Genomic DNA, 20,603 nt, shown 5'->3' with positions numbered 1-20,603 from the left:
CGATTCACTTATGCTTTGCCGAGCGTTCCTTCAATGCATTCGGCCAGGCGCTGTCGAGGGGGATCTCCAGATACTCAGCCTGTTTGCCAGCCATAGCGCGCCGCGCAGCCTCGGTCCCGTGCGTGTAGTTGAGAAGGTGCAGAAGGCCATGGCAGAACAGCACGCGGACCTCCTCGCGCATCGCGCCACGCTCTCCCCGGCAATGCCGCTCGACAGTCTCCAATGATATCACGATATCGCCCAGAATACGGAATCCTGCCTGGCCCGCCTGGTTCTGGCAGAACGAAAGCACATCCGTCGGACGGTCCAGCTTGCGGTACTGCCGGTTCAAGTGACGGATGCGCGCGTCGTCGCAGAACAAGACACTGACTTCTATCGTCCCCCCAATGCCTTCGCCCGCGCAGACCTTTTCGGCAAAGGCAAGCAGGTCGCCGGTACGGTAGAGCCGTTTCCGAGTCGACTCGTTGCAGATCGCGAGTTCCACCATGGCTCTTGCCTTGCCGGCGCTCATGATTCCTGGCCTCCCCGAAGGGCAACCACATTCGGCGGGCGGACATCCTTTTCGTCCTTCTGGTCAGGATACGAAATGCGCTGGTGCGCGAAGCTCACCAGCCGCGAAGTCACGATAGCCTTGATCGTATCAAGGTCTTTCAAGGTGAGATCGCACTGGTCGAACTGGCCATCGTCGGCGCGGGCCTTGACGATTTTGTCAATAAACTCGCGGATACGCTCCTCGTTGGGATTCTTAATCGACCGTACGCCGGACTCGGCCACGTCGCAGATCATCAGGATGGCGGTCTCTCGGCGCTGGGGTTTCGGGCCGGGGTACCGAAAGTCTTCCTCGCGAACATCGCCATGTTTCTGCTGCGCCAAGGCCTCCTGGTAGAAGAAGCTGATGAGGCATGTCCCGTGATGCTCCAAAATCCCGTCGACGATCGGTTTGGGCAGATGCATCTCGCGGGCCATTTCAGCCCCCTCGAGCACATGAGAGGCAATGGCGCGCGCGCTCAGGCGCGGAGAAAGCTCGTCGTGTATATTGATGCCGGTCTGGTTCTCGACGAAATACTCGGGGCGCCGCAGCTTGCCGATGTCGTGATAATAGGCGCAGACCTGCGCCAGGAGGCCGTTCGCGCCGACGGCGTCCGCGGCGGCTTCGGCCAATTGTCCCAGGCGCTGGCTGTGCGCGTTGGTGGCCGGAATCTCGATGGCCATCCGGCTGAGAATTTCGTTGTTGAGGTCCGAGAACTCGAGCAACTGGATGTCGGTGGTGATGTTAAACACACGCTCGAGGGGCGAGAGCAGGCCCGGAACGAGAAACAGGCACAACAGCCCGTTCAACCCAATCAGCACCAGCGTCCGGAGCGCGCTCTCGCTGAAAAAGGCGCTGGTAGCCAGAAGATACGCTATGACGGCGGCAAACCCGATGACCGTGGCTTTGATCGATGCGCGCGCCATATCGCTGCGGCGGCGCACCACGCGAATACTGAACACCCCGCCGAGGCACATGGCGCTTTGCACGAAAAAGAGCCCCCAACTGTAGTCATAGGCAATCGACAGCAACGCCACGGTCAGCAGGCTGCCAACCATTGCGACTCGGGTATTTACCAGGATGGCCAGCAGAATAGCCCCGGCCCCCGCCGGCACGACATACCCCGTCGGCTCCGAAATGGATATCACCGCTCCGGCAACTACCGTGGCCGACATGATCAGAAGCGTGACATTGGTCTGTTGCGGCGGGTCCGAGCGCCGGTCGCGGACTGCCCGCAACGACTGAAGCAGGCACGCCAGCACGAGCACCACAAACACCATACGCGCGCCAAGCTCGACAAGATAGCGCTGGATAGGACGCTGGGCCTTCTTTTCGGCCAGATACGCCTCGTACTTCGCGATCTTGGGTTCGGTCCACTCCTCGCCTGCGTCAATGATCACCGTATCCCGCCGGACGTGCAGGGTCTTCGGCTCGACTTTTCCGGCGGCCTCTTCGCGTTCCGACGCCGTGCCCACGCTGTCAAACTCGAGGGTCGGGATGGTGAACACATTTGCCATGGCCACGGCGCCGGCCAGCGCTCTGGCGCGTTCCGTGGGAAGTTCAAACACGGGACTGGAATCGCCCTGAAGAGCCTGGGCCAGCCGGACGCTCAAGATATTGCGCGCGGAATCGGGCTTAGGCACATCCTTGCGAGTAAAGACCTCGCTGCGCGCCTGATCCGGTCCCGGCGAGTCACGCACAATCTTTATATCGGGCTGTTTTTCGTTCTCAGCAGCGCTGCCTCGGGCGTCGGGCGCCAGAATACCGAATTGCAGGGTATATTCCAGCGCCTGGCGAGCAAGTCCGAGCAGTTCGTCGGCCGCCGTGAACGAGAGGCTGCCTGCCGCCGGCGTCTTGTCTTTAAGAGATGCGGTCCGCCGGGGCGCTCCCGCTGTTGCCTTTCCCTCTCGAGGAACGTTGAACTCGCGATCTGGAACAGATTTGGTGTCGGGAAGCACGAAGACCGCAATGTCTTCAGCGGCAATCCCCTGGAGAGCGTCCTCGCCTTCGGCAAGCGGTTTGGCTCGCGCGACCGCCGTCTCCCATACCACCTCCTCGGTGGCTTGAGACGAGTCCGACGCGAGCAACGCCGCGCGCAGCGCTTCATCCATCCCTTTCCGCTGGCCTTGCACGGCGGAGACGAAGGTGTCAAACGCGGCAAGTTGTCCACGCACGTATTCGCGGTTCACGCGGAACGTGTCGGGCACCTTGGCAGCGGCTTCGGCGCGCGCCAGCCGTGTGGCTTCGATGTCCGGAGCGTCAAACTCAATTTCAGTCTGGACAGCGTCCGGAGCCAGAGCGCTATAGTCCAGTTCTTCGCGAAAAGCCGCTGGGATCGACTCGATGTAGGGCGACAGGGCCGCGCTGATAACAACGAACGACAGGGCCAGGGCAACCCGGCTCCTTCGAGGAATCCATCGGGACAGGCCGGGCCGTCTGTCAGACCCTCGAAACGGCACACCCGGCCGCGGCCTCTTCTTTCCAACGCCAAAGAATATCATGACCTAAACCCTTTGGCGTGCGGCGTCTCCTCGCCGGAACGCGAGGCGCGGTCATCCTCGCCGCCGCGCGATTCAGCATGCTCGTAGGCCGCGATGATGTCCTGCACGAGGGCATGTCTGACCACATCGCCGCGCGTCAGGTGCACGATCCCGATGTTCGCGATGCCCTTGAGGATGTTGCGGGCCTCGACCAGGCCCGACGTGACGCCCTTGGGCAGGTCGATCTGTGTAATATCGCCTGTAATCACGGCTTTCGAATTCTCGCCTAGCCGCGTCAGAAACATCTTCATCTGCTCATGCTTGGTATTCTGGGCTTCGTCCAAGATAACAAATGCATTAGACAGTGTTCGGCCGCGCATGAACGCCAGGGGCGCGACCTCGATCGTTTCGCGTTCGATCAAGCGGCGGGCGCGCTCGTAGTCCAACATGCTGTACAGGGCATCGTACAGCGGCCGCAGATAAGGATTGACCTTCTGCTGCAGGTCCCCCGGCAGGAAGCCGAGGTTTTCGCCGGCCTCGACGGCGGGCCGCGTCAAGACAACCCGGCTCACCACGTTGTTAAGCAATGCTGAAATCGCCGCGGCCATCGCCAGGTAAGTCTTTCCCGTGCCCGCAGGCCCAATGGCCAACGTAAGATCGTGGCTCGTGATCGTATCCAGATACCTGCGCTGGCCCCGGGTGCGCGGTTTGATCTGGAATTCGCGGCGCAACGCGCTGGGAACTTCCCCCAGAACATCGCCGAGATGGTCCAATTCGCGGTTCCGGGCCTCGTTCAGAGCGTAGGTTACATCGGAAACACTGGGCGTGTGGCCTTTTCGAACGGCTACAAGCATCTCATCAAGCATCTTGCCGACGACAGCCGTTTCCGCATCATTCCCGACGACGACGACCTTCGCGCCACGGTCCACAATGCGCACGGCGGTTTCGTCCTGAATGCGCTTGCGCAGTTCGCCATTCCGTCCCAGAAGCTTTACGGCTTCGTCTTGACTATTTAGCTGTATCTCGTGTGTCAGAGCAGTCTTACCTCAACCGGTCCGACTACTGAGAACGCGCTGTGCCGCCGGCTCCGATTTCCGGCGGAAGCTCGACACGGTAAATGGTCTCACCTTCGCGTATCAGCTCCTTGTTTCGGCGGATTGCTGCTTCCATTTCCACAGCGTCATGGTCCAGACCGTCTACCCTGCGCGACAGGTCGTCTTCCAAAGCCTGAGCTTCCCGCACGCTTTGACGCAACCGCTGCACCGCCGCCTCGCGCTCGCAATACTTGTTGTAAAGACTCAAAAGGTCACGGTGAAAGGCATACGCGCAAACGATGCCGGTCACCGCGACCACCACCATCATATAGCGATTTCGAGTTTGCTGCGACATCCTCAGGTATACGCTGTCCGTACCCTTCCCGCGCGCCAAGACCACTGGCGCGCCGGGCACTTCAAGTATTGTACCCTATTTCTTGCCCTTTGCGGGCACGTTATAGAAGGCGCCCATCCCCAGGAACTCGGCCTGGTCGCCCAATTCCTCCTCTATACGCAGCAGCTGGTTATACTTCGCGATGCGGTCGCTCCGCGAAGCCGAACCAGTCTTAATCTGGCCCGCGTTCGTAGCCACCACAAAGTCCGCAATGGTCGAATCCTCGGTTTCACCGCTGCGATGGGAAATAACGGCCGTATACCCGGCGCGCTGGGCCATCTGCACGGCTTCAAGGGTCTCGGTCAACGTTCCTATCTGGTTGAGTTTCACCAGGATAGAGTTGGCGATGCCTTCCTTGATGCCCCGGCTCAGGTATTGCGTGTTGGTCACGAACAGGTCGTCGCCAACCAGCTGTATGGTACCGCCAAGCGCGTCCGTAAGCTGTTTCCAGCCGCTCCAGTCGTCCTCCGCCATGCCATCTTCAATCGAGATGATCGGATACTTCTTCGCCCAGGCTGCAAGAAATTCAGCATGCTCCGCCGCGCTGTAATCGGTCTTCTTCTCGGCGCTCAGCACGTATTTCTTGTTTTTGTAGTATTCGCTGCTTGCGCAGTCCAGTGCCAGCCAGACATCCTTGCCCGCTTTATAGCCGGCGGATTTGATGGCTTTCAGGATGACTTCGATGGCCTCGACATTCGAGCCCAGGTTGGGCGCGAAACCGCCTTCGTCGCCGACCGATGTGTTCAGCCCCTGGTTCTTGAGTACGCTCTTCAGGGCATGAAACACCTCGGCGCCCATACGCAAGGCTTCCTTGAAGCTCTTGGCGCCCACCGGCATAACCATGAATTCCTGGATGTCGACGTTGTTATCGGCGTGCTGCCCGCCGTTGAGAATGTTCATCATAGGCACCGGCAGGACATGGGCGTTTACGCCGCCGATGTACTTGTACAACGGGACTTCGAGTGCCTCGGCGGCAGCTCTTGCTGTGGCCAGCGAAACGCCGAGCATCGCATTCGCGCCCAGCTTGCCCTTGTTCTTCGTGCCGTCGAGCTTGATCAACAGGCTGTCGACGGCGCGCTGGTCGGTCGCTTCCATGCCGAGCAACTCTTCGGCAATGATTTCGTTAACGTTCTCAACGGCCTTGGTCACGCCCTTTCCAAGATACCGTTTGGGGTCTTTGTCCCGCAGTTCGAGGGCTTCGTTCTCGCCCGTGGACGCTCCGCTGGGAACAGCGGCACGTCCCCGGAAACCGCTGGCCAGATAAACATCCACCTCGATCGTCGGGTTGCCGCGCGAGTCGAGTATCTCACGGGCTCGTATATCGGTGATCCGTGTCATGCTTCACACTCTCCTTCCTCTTCCAAGTATTCGAATCTCTAACAGGATACTCGATTTGAGTGCAAAAAATCCACGATCGCGTGGCGCCCTTCCATGACCATGCCAAGGCGTGAGGGGTGACGGGAATGCTCTGCAGGGCCGGCGGCGAGCATGACGCAGCGGCCGCGGATCGTGCCTTCTTCACCAATTCGGTCTTTTGTCGACGGTAAAATGTTCATGAGACGCCGTGTTAGCGGTGCGGGGGCCGTTTTGTCCCACCGGCGAATTCCCGGTAGAATGGGGCACACGCTGCGGCAAGGAGAATCAACTCATGAAGCCATCGATTAACCAATGGGCCTTTCCGGGCGAGATGCCTGCGCAAGAGGCCCTCTCGACCGTGAAACGCCTGGGGTTCGAGGCGTTTGAGCCGTGCATCGGCGAAGGCTCGACCATCGACATCAACGCCACGGAAAAGGAAGTGACGGCCATTCGCGTCCATGCGGAGAAAGAAGGCGTCGATCTGTGCAGCGTGGGATGCGGGCTCGGCTGGAAGTACCCGCTGGGGCATCCTGATGCGGCCAAGCAGGACGAGGCCGTCGCCATAACGGAGAAGGCGCTTCAACTCGCGCACTGGCTGGGCGCGCCGTCGCTATTGGTGGTGCCGGCGACGGTATCCGCTGAGCTGCCGTACGACGTTGCGCTCGAAGCGTCGCTCGAAGGCGTCCAGAGACTGGTCCCCGCGGCGGAACGGCTGAAGGTAAGCATCGCGCTCGAAAACGTGTGGAACAAATTCCTGCTGAGCCCGGTCGAGATGCGCGATTTCATTGATCAATGCGAGAGCCCTTTCGTAGGGGCCTATTTCGACACGGGGAACATCGTCCTGTACGGGTACCCCGAGCAGTGGATTCGTATCCTGGGCTCGCGTATTCGCGCGATTCACGCGAAGGATTTCCGGACTTCGGCCGGGACCTTCAGCGGTTTTGTGATGTTGATGGAAGGCGACGTCAACTGGCCCGCCGTGGTGGCTGCGTTGCGCGACGTTGGGTTTGATGGCGCGCTGACCGCGGAATTCGGTGCGTATCAGCATTCGCGTGATGTGATGCTGCGACATGTGCTGACGAGCCTGAAGACAATCATCGCCATGTAACGGCGGTTGTGGGGAAACGGGAGCGTCAACTATCCGTTGAAGTTCGAGGAGAAGACCCATGAATCTAGGAGTAATTGGCTGCAACACGATGGGCCTCATGCACTGCCAGATGGCGGTCAATGCGGGGCTGAAGGTCGTCGCATGCGGCGATATCAGCCGCGACAATGCCCGGAAAGCCGCCCGCAAGTTCGGCGCCGAGGCTGTCGGGGACTGCTTCGCGCTGTGCGCCCGCGATGACGTCGATGTCATCGCCGTTTGCACGCCGACGCCAACCCATACGGATTACATCAAGGCGGCCGCCGCCGCCGGCAAGCACATTTTCTGTGAAAAACCGCTGGGACGCACCCTGGAGAAAGTGGACGGCGCGCTCGCGGCCGTCGAGAAAGCGGGGGTGAAGCTCTACGTGGGTCACGTGCTGCGGTTCTTTCAGGAATTCGAGGCCATGAAAGCCCAGGTGGACGCGGGAAAGCTCGGCACGGTGGGATTTGTCAAGACTTATCGCGGCGGGATATTCCCGGGAGGCAAGCTGGGCTGGTTCAGCGACTGGAACATGAGCGGCGGCGTTACGCTCGACACCATCGTGCATGATATGGACTGGGTACGGTATGTGTTCGGTGACCCCGCGCGGATCTTCGCGCAGAACCTCAAGCGCGTCTTCAGCGAACGCATCGATTACGCCCTGGTGACGATGCGGATGAAAAGCGGGGTAATCTGCAACATTGTGGGCACATGGGCGCACCCCAGCGGATTCCGGGTGAAGGTGGACATCTGCGGCGACAAGGGCATGGTTACGTTCGACAGCAGCGAAGCCCCGGTTTGCGCCCAATTGCGCCAGGGGGCGGGCGCGGGCCCCAGCACTATCGTCCCGGGCAGCCCGGTGCTGGTGAGCCCGTACCAGCTCGAATGGGAGGACTTTGCAGCCTGGCTGGCCGGAAAAGGCGAGCCACGGGTCACGCCCGAAGACGGGCGGTGGGGCGTGCGTATGGCTCTCGGGGCGCTCGAGTCCGCCGAGGCCGGGCAGCCCGTCGAGTTTAACTGAATGCGGAGTTCCAGAGTCATACAAGGAGACGTATGATGGCCAAGATCGGAGTGATGAGTTTCGCGCATATGCATGCCTTGAGCTATGCAGCGTGTTTGAATGAATTGGCGGGGGCGGAGCTTGCCGCCATCTGGGACGACGACCCGAGGCGCGGCAGGGAACAGGCCGCCGCGCATCGCACGAAGTTCGTCGAGAACATGGATGACTTCCTCGCCCTCGATATGGACGGGGTCATCGTCGCATCCGAGAACGTGAAGCACCGCGCGATGGTCGAGAAGGCCGCGGCGGCAGGCAAATGGATCCTGTGTGAGAAGCCGCTGGCGCCTACGGTCGAGGACTGCCGTGCCATGGTCGACGCGTGCAAGAAGGCCGGCGTGGGTCTCGGAACGGCGTTCCCTTGCCGCTACATTCCCTCGGTGATGGCGGTCAAGGAAGAATTGGACAAAGGGGTCTACGGCGAGATCTATGCGGCGTCATGCACCAACAACGGGCAGTTCCCCGGCGGCTGGTTCGCCAAGCGCGAGTTGGCGGGCGGCGGCGCCACCATGGACCATACGGTGCACGTGGCCGACCTGCTGCGCTGGATGCTGAACCGCGAGTTTACCAGGGTCTACTGCGAAAACGGGAACCTCTTGCGGCCGGGCATCGATGTCGACGACGTGGGCAGCCTCCATATGGAGATGGAAGGCGGCGTGATCGTGTCGCATATCGCGAGCTGGAACCGGGCCGCGAGCTTTCCCACCTGGGGCGACGTCACACTCGAATTGATCGGCGAGAAGGGCGTGGTAGCCGTGGACGCATTCAACCAGAAGCTCCATGTCTATGACGATGCCGCCATGAAAGCCGCGTGGAATTACTGGGGCGGAAATCCAGACCTCGGCCTGATCAAGGATTTCGTTGCCGCAGTGGACGAAAAACGCGACCCGGCTGCTACCGGAGTGGACGGTATGAAGGCCGTCGAAGTTACCGTCGCCGCGTACAAGTCGGCAAGCACGCATAGAATGGTCCCGATTGGATGACACGTTCGAGCAAGAGCGAACGAAGGCGGCCAGTGGGAAGGGCATGCCGGGCGAAGATGGTTTGACCTCGCTCCCGAAGCTCTGGTCAGGCGGCAGGCCCCGTGCCGGCTCAGCGGATGCCCTGGTGGTATTCCTGGAGCGACCGCACCACGGCGGCATTCTGTTTGCGGGCGGCAATACCGCGCGCGGCGGCGGTGGCCGCGGCGGTAGTCGTCACGTAGGGTACTTTGTACTTGATGGCCGACTTGCGGATGTATGAATCGTCGTACGCGCTCAACTTCCCGGCCGGGGTATTGACCACGAGGTGGACCTCGCCGTTGGTGATGGCATCGACGATGTTGGGCCGGCCCTCATGCACTTTCTTGATGAGTTCCGATTTCACCCCGTGCTGTTCAAGGTAGGCGCGGGTCCCGCTCGTGGCGCGAATCGTAAACCCAAGGTTCTGAAATTGGCGCGCGGCTTCGAGGACGCCGGGCTTGTCAGGCTCCGCGACCGTGATCAGCACAGCCCCCTCGAGCGGCAGCTTGGACTGAGCGGCCTCTTGCGACCGGTAAAACGCCAGGCCGAACGAATTCGCCAGGCCGAGAACCTCGCCGGTCGACCGCATCTCGGGACCGAGAAGCGGATCGACTTCCGGAAACATGTAAAAGGGGAACACCGCCTCTTTCACACCGAAATGCGGAATGTGGCGGTGCACAAGCCCGATCTCTTCCAAGGTCTTTCCGAGCATGATCTGGGTCGCCACGTTGGCCATCGAGATGCCGCAGACTTTGGACACCAGCGGGACCGTGCGCGACGCGCGCGGGTTGGCCTCGAGGATATATACCGTGTCGTTCGCGATGGCGTACTGAATGTTCATCAGCCCGACAACATGCATCTCGACGGCGATCCTGCGCGTGTATTCAGTGATGGTCTCGATGTGTTTAGGAGGAATGCTGATGGGCGGGATCACGCAGGCGGAATCGCCCGAGTGAATGCCGGCAAGTTCGATGTGTTCCATGACGGCGGGCACAAACGCGCCGGTCCCGTCCGAAATGGCATCCGCCTCCAATTCGAGCGCGTTCTCCAGAAACTTGTCTATAAGAATCGGGCGTTCGGGCGATACATCCACCGCCGCGGCCACGTAATGCCGCAACATTTCCTCGTCGTGAACAACTTCCATGCCGCGCCCGCCCAGCACGTACGACGGCCGCACCATCAGGGGATAGCCGATGTCAGCGGCAATGGCGAGCGCCTCCTCGAGAGTACTTGCCATGCCCGACCGCGCTTGGGGAATGCCCAGGCGCTCGATGGTATGGCGGAACCGGTCGCGGTCTTCCGCAAGGTCGATGGTCTCGGGCGTAGTCCCCAGAATGGGCACGCCGGCCTCAGCGAGCTCGCGGGCGATGTTGAGAGGCGTCTGCCCGCCAAACTGGACGATCACGCCTATGGGCTTCTCCTTCTCGTAAATGCTGAGCACGTCTTCGACCGTCAGGGGTTCGAAGTAAAGTTTGTTCGAGGTGTCGTAATCGGTCGAGACGGTTTCGGGGTTGCAGTTGATCATGATCGACTCATAACCCTGCTCGCGCAGTGCAAACGCCGCGTGAACGCAACAGTAGTCGAACTCGATCCCCTGGCCGATCCGGTTGGGGCCGCCCCCCAGCACCATGACCTTCTTGTTGGGGCTCACGCCCACCGTATCCGGCGCGTTGTAGGTCGAGTAGTAGTATGCGGCGTTCTCGACGCCGCTGACCGGCACGGCGTCCCACGCTTCGACGGCGCCGGCCCCGGTCCGCTGCTTCCGTATGCGTTCCTCGGGTACGCCCAGCAGCTTGGCCAGGTATTTGTCGGCAAACCCGTCTTTTTTGGCCCGGGCGAGCAGCGCGTCGGGGAGCTGCTTGCCTTTGTACGCGAGGATTTGCTCTTCGAGCTCGACAAGCTCCTTCATTTGTTCGAGGAACCAGGGCTTGATGTGCGTGAGCCGGTACAATTCCTCGATGACGGCGCCTTTCCGCAGCGCCTCGTACATGACGAACTGGCGTTCGCTGGTAGGATACTTCAGGAGCGTCAACAGCTCTTCAAGGGATTTCTTGTTGAAATCCTTCGCGAACCCCAGCCCGTACCGGCCGTTCTCGAGGGAGCGGATGGCCTTCTGGAGCGCCTCTTTGTAGTTCTTGCCAATGCTCATGACCTCGCCGACGGCCCGCATCTGGGTGCCGAGCTTGTCTTCGATGTTCCGAAACTTCTCGAAGGCCCAGCGGGCAAATTTCACCACGACGTAGTCGCCCGACGGCGTGTACTTCTCCAGCGTGCCGTCGCGCCAGTAGGGAATCTCGTCCAGCGTCACACCCGCCGCAAGCATCGATGACACCATGGCGATGGGGAACCCCGTGGCTTTGGACGCCAGCGCCGAAGACCGCGACGTGCGCGGGTTGATCTCGATCACGACCACGCGCCCCGTGTTCGGGTCGTGGGCGAACTGGATATTCGTGCCGCCGATCACCTCGATCGCCTCAACGATGTCGTACGAGTACTTTTGCAGACGTTGCTGCAGCTCGGGCGCGATCGTGAGCATGGGCGCCGTGCAATACGAGTCGCCGGTGTGCACGCCCATCGCGTCGACATTCTCGATGAAGCACACCGTGATCATCTGGTTCTTGGCGTCGCGCACCACCTCGAGCTCGAGTTCCTCCCAGCCCAGCACGGATTCCTCGACCAGGACCTGACCAACGAGGCTGGCCGAGAGGCCGCGCGCGGCGATCGTCCGCAATTCCTCGATGTTATAGACCAGGCCGCCGCCCGTGCCCCCCATCGTGTACGCGGGACGCAGCACCACCGGGTAGCCCAGCTTTTCGGCGATGCGCTCAGCCTCTTCCACGCTGTAGGCGAGTTCACTGCGCGGCATGTCGATGCCGAGCTGGTTCATCGTATCCTTGAACGCGCTGCGGTCCTCGCCGCGCTCGATGGCGTCCACCTGGACTCCGATGACCTTTACCCCAAACTCCTCGAGAACGCCCCCGCGCGCGAGTTCCGAAGCAAGATTGAGACCCGATTGCCCGCCCAGATTGGGGAGAAGCGCGTCCGGCCGTTCTTTTGCGATGATCTCTTTGACCGTCTCGAAGTTGAGCGGTTCGATATACGTGCGGTCGGCCATGCCGGGGTCGGTCATGATGGTCGCGGGATTCGAATTCACCAGCACAATCTCGTACCCCAGCTTGCGCAGCGCTTTGCAGGCTTGCGTGCCCGAATAGTCAAACTCGCAGGCCTGCCCAATCACGATGGGCCCCGACCCGATGATCATCACTTTGCGGATGTCGTTACGACGCGGCATAAGGTCCCCTTTACTGGTGCTCCGAATAGTTGGCTCCCTGACCGGAAATGGCGCCGGACCGGTCCGGGAGATTGACGCGCCGGACATCGCCCACAGCCCGGCGGTCAGAAAATTAAAAAGAGAGAATAGACGGCGAAGTCGAGAACAAAGGGCTATTCGACGTTGTTCTCGCCGAAAGAATAGCACAGATTCGGCTGAAATTTCCCCTTCGCCATCGTGAACCGCGTGGGATTTCGCGGCGGCCCAGGACGTCCGCCGACTGCCACTGTTCGGCCGGTGTTCAGCTGGCTAACAGCTGTTGCAGGAACGCGTGGCCGAGGACGACCATGATGAGGACAGCAACCGTCAGCAAGTAAAACACGTATAACACGCCAAAAATGACCAGGTCGACGATGCCCATGTCAAGGTCGTCTTTGAGGATGACGAGAGCCTTGACGGTTCCAAAAAGAGAGCCTATCAACAAATTGAGCCGCAAGGCCGTGAATCCGACCGAGATGAAATTATTGACGAACCCGTCCATGGGAAGCTTGCCCGAGAAAAACAAGGTAAGGAACAACGGCCAAGGCGCCAGCAAGAAGGAAATCGCGACGGCCAGCAGCAAACCCCCAATGGGCAGTTCGTAGTCGAAATTCTCCAGACCCTTGATCGTGGCGAACACCGACATGCCGGCGGCGAGGCTTTCCGTCGTGAGTTCCTCGCCGGCCATTTCCATCATGGGAAATCCCTCAGAATCGTAGATCCGAACGACGGGGGGGCGCGGCATTTCCTCGAAGAAGGGCTGTTGCGTTTCGGGATCGGCGTTTGGGTCGTACTTGTCACGAATACAGATGAAATTCAGCGACTGCCGCCGGACTTCCTGGTCCATCAAGATGGTTTGTTCCACCTTCTGTGAGGCTTCCGACTCGTCGGTCACGAATACGAAGGCATAACGCTGATACTGCTGGGCCACCTGCATGCCTTCGCTGAATGTCCGGTACCACGTGATCTGCGCGGGCACTTCCTGCGGCGCCGTGGTCTGGGCGGGGACGACGCCCGTTACCGGCCCCTCCACGGAACCGGGCGCGGTCTCACCCGGCGCGGCGCCTTCCGCCGGTCGGGGCTGCGCTTCCCAGCTGGAAGCTGCGCGTTCGCCGTCTTGATCACCGCCGCCCTTCATCAGTCCCCGAACGAGCGGAAACCCGATCAACAGCAACAAAACCGCCGCGACCACCACGCCGGGAATGACGTACCGTCGGGTGCCGCGCGGAGCTGCGTATTCCAGAGGCGGCGGCGGGGCTTGCGTCGAAGCGATTGGCTCATCCAGAAAGAAATTGCCTGAGGGAAGAGACGGGAGCGGGGGCGGCACAGCCGCCGGAGGCGCGGGCGCGGCGCCCCGGAGCTCCGTCGGCAACAGGTCGGAGAGATTCAGGCCCGCCGACAGGTCTTCACGTTCAAGTTCCTTGAGGAGGGCCTTGGTTTTCGTGTCATCGAACCGCGACAGCACGCTTTGGCAGGCGGCAATCGCTTCCTCCCTGCGTCCGAGATTTTTCAGACACATGGCCTTGGCATACACAATGTTCTTCTGATGAGGAAAGGCCCGGTCGACCTCGTCAAGCATCCCAAGACTTTGCTGGAAATTGCCCGACGCAAACAGAACCTTCGATTCCTGGAATTTCTTGCTCGCAGTGGCGGCGTCCATGCACGCTGCCCCCCCGTAATGCCACACGCGTGAACGTGCTTCTCGTATTTTGCCTTTAGCGGCGAAAAATATAGCAGAGCGCGCGAGTCCAAGCAAACGGGTTATTGGTGAGTCGTCGCCGGGATTTCCGCCGGGTCGCCCATCGCCGGGTAGTGTGAACCAACGCAACGCAAACATTTTGGCATTTCGCGCAGCGGGCTGCATTGCGGCATACCCTTTGGATGACAGGACAGCGCCGCGCCGGTATCGCGTCTCAGCGCCAACGGCGCGAAACATACCAGCCCGGCCTGAAGCGCGAGGAGAACGGCCCCAGCCCATTTATGCGCCCCAATCGCCTGTGTTCTTCAGCGCCGTTGGCGCTCCGGAAGTCCCATGCCGTTGGCGGGGTTATCTGGCCACGGCAAGGAGTTGGCACCCCTGGGAGCGCCGAGCGCCAGCTCGGCATTCTTCTGCCGTCTGCCACGTCGGCCCTCCGGAGGGCGCATGCCCTGCACCGTCGGCGCTCCGGAGACCTCCTGGCTGTTGCGTAACGTATCTCCGGAGCCCGTTACTTGCATGACCTCTCCGACATGTTTCGGGCCTTCAGCCCTCTTTTTTGTTTTGAATCCCATTACCTGGCCCTTCAGGCCAGGCTGGTATGTTACGCGCCGTTGGCGCTCCGGAAGTCCCATGCCGTTGGCGGGGTTTCTAGCTACGGCAAGGAGATGGCGCCCCTGGGAGCGCTGAGCGCCAGCTCGGCATTCTTCTGACGTCTGCCGCGTCGGTGCTCCGGAAGGCGCATACCGTGCGCCTTGGCGCTGAAGGGACGGAAACCGTAACTGGGAATGTGTGCCGCACGGTTATCGCTCAAAATTGCCAGCCAATCGGGACCCACGAATCGCAATATCCCGTTCCTGGTTTCGTCGACGCTTACCCAGCGATTTGAACTAGCGCATGTTCGCTTGAATGCTTCGGTCGCCGCTATTAGACTGGGAAACGAGTAATCGCAGGCTGCGCAGAGGTGACCGCGAAAGGACAAACCGCCATGAAAAACCATTCCGCCGAGACTCGCAAGAACCTGAACCGTCCAAGCCGCCGGGCCTTTCTCCGTTCATCGCTCGCGGCTGCCGGGGCCGTTTCGCTGGGCGCGCCGGCCCTCGCCCAGCCGGGCAGTGCCAACGAACGCCTGAACATCGCGATCATCGGCGCGGGCGGCCGCGGCGCGGGCAACGCGGAATCGGTGGCTTCGGAAAACATCGTGGCGCTGTGCGACGTGTTCGAGCCGGCCCTCGCCGCCGCGGCCTCGAAGTTCCCCAATGCGCGGAAATTCACCGATTTCAGGGAACTCTACGATCACGCCAGCGAGTTCGACGCGGTGGTCGTCAGCACGTGCGAACACACCCATGCCTTTGCCACGCTGCCCGCCCTGCAACTGGGCAAGCACGTGTATTGCGAAAAGCCGCTCACCCACAACGTATGGGAGGCGCGCATCATCCGCGAGGCCGCGAACAAGGCCAAGGCCGCTACCCAGATGGGCACGCAGATCCATGCCACCGACAATTACCGGCGCATCGTCGAGCTGGTCCAGTCAGGGGCGATCGGCCCCGTCGGCGAGGTGCATGTCTGGGTGGGCCGGGCGTGGGGATGGCACGCCACCGAGGAGGAGTGCCAGAAGGCGCAAGATATCGTGTGCGTGCAGGAACGGCCCGCCGACGAAGACCCCATTCCCGAGGGACTGCACTGGGACCTCTGGCTGGGGCCCGCGCCGTACCGCCCGTTCAACCAAGTCTATTTCCCGGGGCCCAAATGGTACCGGTGGTGGGATTTCGGCAACGGCACCATGTCCGACCTGGGTTCTCATTGGATCGACCTGCCGTTCTGGGCGTTGAAGCTCGATTACCCGCGCACCATCGAGGCGAACGGGCCGCCGCTGCACCCGGAGATCGCGCCGGCGTCCATGCAGGCAGCCTACGAATACGGCGCGCGCGGAGACCTGCCGCCGGTCAAGCTGACCTGGTACCAGGGCTTCTACAAACCGCAAATCCTCAAGGACGGCGGCATCCCCAACTGGGACAGCGGCGTCCTCTTTATTGGCGGGAAGGGGATGTTGCTCGCGGATTACAGCAAGCACGTGCTCCTGCCCGAGGAAACCTACAAAGACTTCGTGCCGCCCCCGCAGTCTATTCCAGCGTCCCTCGGCCACCATGCCGAATGGGTTCACGCATGCAAGACGGGAGCGCCGACCACGTGCAACTTCGAGTACGCGGGCTGGCTCACCGAAGCCAACCACCTCGGGAATGTAGCCTATCGCACGGGCAAGAAGCTGGAGTGGGACCCGGCCGCGCTCCAGGCGGCCAACGCCCCCGAAGCCGCGCAATTCATCCGCCGCGAATACCGCGAACCGTGGAAGCTGGTGTAACGGCCTGTCAGGGTCTTTTCTGACGGCCTGTGCTGTGGGCATTCAAGTTCGGGGCTGACCGCGCCCGCGGTCTCGTTCGATACAGCACCCGGCAAGCGGCCGTTGAACACGCTGGGCGAAACCTCCGGCTGCGGTGCGGTCTCCTCCGGCTGTGGTGCGGTCTCCTGACCGCATCACTCTTCCGACCGAAGGTCTCCCTCCCTATAGCCGAGATTCCCCACAACTGGACACCTGACTGTCTCGCCGGAGTGGCGTGGTCAGGAAACCACGCCACAGCCGGGGTGCTTCAGCTGGTGGAAACCGCGCCCCAGCAGCGCCCGCTCGGGACACCGCCCACAATGAATAAGGCGGGGGGACCTCGCTTGAGGTCCCCCCGCCGTTGTTCGCCTTAGGTCAAACGTTGCCGTTTGACGGAGGGGCTACAGGGTCTCCGGGTCAAGTGACATCTGTAACCAAGATCGTATAGGCCCCCGGAGTCGCTCCCGCGTTCACATCCACATACACCGGACTCGCGTCAGGCGCGAGAACTTCAAAAATCGCGGGGTCGGGGTTGATGTCAACCAGGGGGGCGACGACAAACGTCGGGTTAGCCGGAGCTGTAGGCGTAAGAGTGATTCGGTAGGTGTGGGCGGCTATAGGCGTGAACGCGAAGCAATCCTTGTCAGTTTCCCATGCCACGCCTGCAGTGCTCGTTCCCACCGTCAACGCTTTTGCGGTCAAGCGCTCGTTCGACACGTCATCCACTTCCAGCTTTATGGTGTAGGTGACGTCTGCGGCACCCGTATTCGTGACGCGCGCAAGGAGCGTCCGGGCGACATCAGCCGGGACCCTTGCTTCTTGCTCCCACTTGTCTGCAGCCGGATCAAGGTCGCCGCTGACAACAGCACCTTCCGCCCACAAGGTTATTACGTCAGTGGGTGTCACGGTGGCGGTCAGTCTGACCTTGTACATCAATTGGGCGATGGCGTCAAACTTGAACGAATCAACATCAAGCGGCTCAAACCAAGCCACACCCGTTAAGCCTGTGGTGGTAAGAACCGCGGCTGCTGCCTCATCCTGGACCTCGTCCATGCTATTGTTCCGATGATCGTCCTCAGCTACGCAGATCTCATACTCCGCCTCGCCGGTAGTGTTCGAGATGACGAGGTAGACGTCGGAGCCGCCTGTTGCGACTGTCGCAAGCTGAAGGTAACTCCTGCCTGCAGCCCCCGCGATCAGAGTAAGCTTTTCCGCTGGGTCTGACAACAGGCCGTCATCGTTCGCGTCGACATAGGCGGCCAACGTGTCTGCGCCGGTCAAGGTCAGCTTGTACCACTGCCATGCCTTTGTAGCCGTGAACTTCACCACATTGTTTTCAGCAGGCCACAAGGAACCTTCCAAGCAGCCTCCGATCGCAACGCTTTGTGCAGATGGATCTACTGCGCCTGTGAAGATCGGGTTTTCACCGCGTTCAACGCTAATTTGGTATGCGGCGTTGAGCTGGGCCGGGTCCGTGACGGAGGTGGCGCCCTTCGCGACGATGTAACCCTTAATATCTTCAGTAATCTTCGGCGTTTGATTATACGGATTCACATACACGGTAATGGTCTTGAGCTCCTCGATACCCGCTGTGGAACTGACAACGGTAAGATCTTGGAGAGCGCTCTCATCGGCTGTGACCTTTTTCACTTCGAGGCCCGCAGCACCTGTGCTTACAATCTTGTGCATGTAATTGTAAGCAAGGTCGAAGGAGAACAGGTCTTGGTCCATCGGCCAAACGATACCCGTGCCCGTGCCGCCGATAGCTATGTCTACCGCGCCGGCGATGTTCCGGATATCCGGATCGACAATGTCATCGCCAACCAAAGCGACTTGGTACGCGCCCTGCTGCAGCCAGTACGGATCATTCACGAAATCCGGCATGTTAACACCAAAGTCCTGCAACGCTGTCGAATTGGTGTTGACAATGATGGCCATGTCATTCTTGCCATCATAGTTCGCGAACGAGTAAGCGAAGCCATCGGTCAGAGCAAGGTTGAACTCGCCTCTGGTCTCGACGCGGTAGGTGGCGAACCTTCCGGGAACGAAGTTGAACCAGTCTACATCACCCCGTGAAAGGTATCCATCCGCGACTTCTTCCGCGCCCAAGGCCGGCGTGCCCATGGTCGTCGCCAGGGATGCGGCATTGCCATGGTCGTCATCGAGCACGCGGAAGATATACGGGAACTCCCCGAATTCGAGATCATCCGGTTCATCATAGGGCCCGGAGCCAGATGGACCGTCGCCGACCTCAATCAGGATGTAATAGGTGCCTGCATTCGGGGCAAACAATGCCTCGGGGTCGCCACAGTTGTCACAATCCGTCATGGCCGGAGCGCCCGCGGTGCAGACAAGCACCACATCACCCAACGGACCGTACAACGTCGCTTTCACGCCGTACTCGAAAGACAGGTCCGTTTTCATGAACTCGATCATGTAGTTGGAGGCTGCTTCGGCATTGAACGACAGCCAATCGTGTTTGTTGACCTTCACCACACCGCGATAGAACGGCGCATCCGTCGTCGGGTCAAAAGCCTGAATCGGGATCGCGTCTTCGTAGCTGGTGTTCGTGGTCACCTGCACCGAGAAGGTGCGGATATCATAGTAAGCGGCCATGAGATAATCGGACGCTGTGCACTCGGGGAAGCAGGTAAGGATCTTCGCGGCCTGAACAACTACGTAATACGTGCCGTCCTCGGGAGCCACGAAGTTCGGGATTATGATGGACTTCTCGGACTTGGCGACCTTCGGGCATGCGCAGACGCATCCGCATTCGTTAGGATTGGTTGCGCAGTCGTCCTCGCAGTCCTGGCAGATTTCGTCGTAAATGAACTCCCAGTACGTCGTGAGGTCTGCATCGGTGGTCCAGAGCATATCGGCAGCTAGCTGCTCGGTGCCCGGGACGCTACGCTCGATGAAGACCATCGCATTGACTGGGGCATTCCCGGTGACATGCACGTAGTACTTGGCGCCGGCAGTGCCGTCGAACTTGAACCAGTGCCACGCGCCGGCGGTGGTATCGGCGTTCTGCGACATCGGCAGACCGTCAACCGCCAGTTCGAACGGAGCGGGGTAGGTCGGCACATTAATCAAACCGACCATCGGATCCGGGCCCTTCGAAACAACCAGGTTCACCGCGCTGCCGACAGCGATTTGAGTCCCAGCTACCGGCTCGGTCTCGAGGACCGTGCCAGCCGGCGCCGTGGCGTCAAAGCGCTCTTCGGTTTCGCCCACGATGAGGTCGGCTGCAACGATAGCGGCCGTTGCGTCTTCGATGGTGTCGTAAATGACATCGGGCACGAAGCATGGCCCAAGGGATACGCCAAGAGTCACGGTTGTGCCGCTGTCGACTTCCGCATCGGCAGCCGGATCCTGACTGAGCACGATATCCTCGGCGACGACGTCGTCGTGGATTCTGTACACGTCGGCAATCAGCTCGATTTCCTCAAGGGCCGCCAACGCGGCATCTTCCTCAAGACCCACAAGGTCCGGAACCGTGGTTGTGAGCGGTGGGCAGCCTAGCCCAATCACCGCCACCGAGATGGCGCACACGGCCCAACCCCAACTTCTCAAGAATTTTACGCTCATTGTCTCTCCTCCTTTGTCAGCACCACGCCAACACTCCTTACGCTATATCTACGGGTGTATTCACTGCACCCCCTCAACACCTTGTTCGAATCAGTATATACGACGCATCTCCCCTGGGACAAGCCTCAATAATCTCTTGCTTCTGGCGCACGTCTTTGCGCGATACACACATAAGCAAAACATTCTTGACCCTCATAATGCCATAACCTTAGGGAAAAAGCAAGGTTTTTTTGAACATCCCTCGAAATACTTTCTCCCCGCGCCACGAGGCGCCGCGAAGTCAACATACTGCACTTTCCGCCAAGACTTTGTCAATTACCACATGGCGAACAGCGTGCATGGCCAGGATCTGAATAGCATATTTGGCCTGTCAGGGTCAAGCCCCCGCCAGACAAGCGCCTAAAAACGCGCTCCCACATGCGAAATATGCGGTTTCTAACCGGTTTGCCTGGAAATACCTATAGCGGACACGGTTTGGGGGGCAAAAAGGGCTTCTTTCGGCCCTCGGACGCGAGGGTTTTGCGCGCCCAGCTCAAAAAAGCGCCCAGCCCGAAAACTTTTCCCTACTGTGCGGGAAGGGGCTGTTCCGCGGCGTCGAAGGGTTCGGCCACGGTGATTCTATCCGGCGGCAGAGAGGCCAGAAGATCGGGCA

At 60.5% G+C, this 20,603-nt stretch carries 12 protein-coding genes; 4 read left to right on the top strand and 8 right to left on the bottom strand.

Going from position 1 to position 20,603, the window contains the following annotated elements:
* Nucleotides 1-4: 4 nt before the first annotated feature.
* From ybeY to eno, 5 genes are all read right to left on the bottom strand, one after another.
* Complete coding sequence (ybeY, locus tag PLJ71_16070) at nt 5-511, bottom strand: rRNA maturation RNase YbeY (GenBank protein ID HQM50205.1); 507 nt, start codon at nt 509-511, stop codon at nt 5-7.
* Nucleotides 508-3,030, bottom strand: coding sequence for an HDIG domain-containing protein (locus PLJ71_16065; protein ID HQM50204.1), 2,523 nt, complete (start codon nt 3,028-3,030; stop codon nt 508-510). Before PLJ71_16065 ends, ybeY begins: the two co-directional genes overlap by 4 nt.
* On the bottom strand, nt 3,027-4,043 hold the full coding sequence (locus PLJ71_16060) for a PhoH family protein (protein ID HQM50203.1): 1,017 nt from the start codon (nt 4,041-4,043) through the stop codon (nt 3,027-3,029). Before PLJ71_16060 ends, PLJ71_16065 begins: the two co-directional genes overlap by 4 nt.
* Nucleotides 4,044-4,068: 25 nt before the next feature.
* Nucleotides 4,069-4,371, bottom strand: coding sequence for a hypothetical protein (locus PLJ71_16055; protein HQM50202.1), 303 nt, complete (start codon nt 4,369-4,371; stop codon nt 4,069-4,071).
* Between the two features lie 102 nt (nt 4,372-4,473).
* A complete protein-coding gene (gene eno / locus PLJ71_16050; protein HQM50201.1) occupies nt 4,474-5,775 on the bottom strand; it encodes a phosphopyruvate hydratase in 1,302 nt (433 codons plus the stop codon).
* A gap of 310 nt (nt 5,776-6,085) precedes the next feature.
* On the opposite strand from eno, the gene PLJ71_16045 reads away from it, so the two are divergent.
* From PLJ71_16045 to PLJ71_16035, 3 genes are read left to right on the top strand one after another with little or no spacing between them, the layout of a single operon-like run.
* Nucleotides 6,086-6,901, top strand: coding sequence for a sugar phosphate isomerase/epimerase family protein (locus PLJ71_16045; protein ID HQM50200.1), 816 nt, complete (start codon nt 6,086-6,088; stop codon nt 6,899-6,901).
* A gap of 58 nt (nt 6,902-6,959) precedes the next feature.
* Nucleotides 6,960-7,940 carry a Gfo/Idh/MocA family oxidoreductase gene (locus tag PLJ71_16040; GenBank protein HQM50199.1) on the top strand — a complete coding sequence of 327 codons (981 nt, stop codon included), beginning with the start codon at nt 6,960-6,962 and terminating at the stop codon, nt 7,938-7,940.
* 32 nt (nt 7,941-7,972) lie between these two features.
* On the top strand, nt 7,973-8,959 hold the full coding sequence (locus PLJ71_16035) for a Gfo/Idh/MocA family oxidoreductase (GenBank protein ID HQM50198.1): 987 nt from the start codon (nt 7,973-7,975) through the stop codon (nt 8,957-8,959).
* Between the two features lie 109 nt (nt 8,960-9,068).
* Here the strand turns inward: PLJ71_16035 and carB are convergent, their stop codons facing one another.
* Both carB and PLJ71_16025 read right to left on the bottom strand, forming a co-directional pair.
* Nucleotides 9,069-12,269 (bottom strand): carbamoyl-phosphate synthase large subunit, encoded by a 3,201-nt coding sequence (gene carB, locus PLJ71_16030; protein HQM50197.1) that lies wholly within the window; start codon nt 12,267-12,269, stop codon nt 9,069-9,071.
* Nucleotides 12,270-12,549: 280 nt separating this feature from the next.
* On the bottom strand, nt 12,550-13,947 hold the full coding sequence (locus tag PLJ71_16025; GenBank protein HQM50196.1) for a tetratricopeptide repeat protein: 1,398 nt from the start codon (nt 13,945-13,947) through the stop codon (nt 12,550-12,552).
* 1,024 nt (nt 13,948-14,971) lie between these two features.
* Between PLJ71_16025 and PLJ71_16020 the strand changes: the two genes are divergently transcribed.
* Nucleotides 14,972-16,345 (top strand): Gfo/Idh/MocA family oxidoreductase, encoded by a 1,374-nt coding sequence (locus PLJ71_16020; protein HQM50195.1) that lies wholly within the window; start codon nt 14,972-14,974, stop codon nt 16,343-16,345.
* Nucleotides 16,346-16,780: 435 nt separating this feature from the next.
* On the opposite strand, the gene PLJ71_16015 is transcribed toward PLJ71_16020, so the two are convergent.
* Nucleotides 16,781-19,951 (bottom strand): PASTA domain-containing protein, encoded by a 3,171-nt coding sequence (locus PLJ71_16015; GenBank protein ID HQM50194.1) that lies wholly within the window; start codon nt 19,949-19,951, stop codon nt 16,781-16,783.
* Nucleotides 19,952-20,603: the final 652 nt, after the last annotated feature.

The sequence above is a fragment of the Candidatus Hydrogenedentota bacterium genome (assembly GCA_035416745.1).
Lineage (GTDB): Bacteria > Hydrogenedentota > Hydrogenedentia > Hydrogenedentales > SLHB01 > UBA2224.
This window is presented reverse-complemented; position numbering and strand designations above follow the sequence as displayed.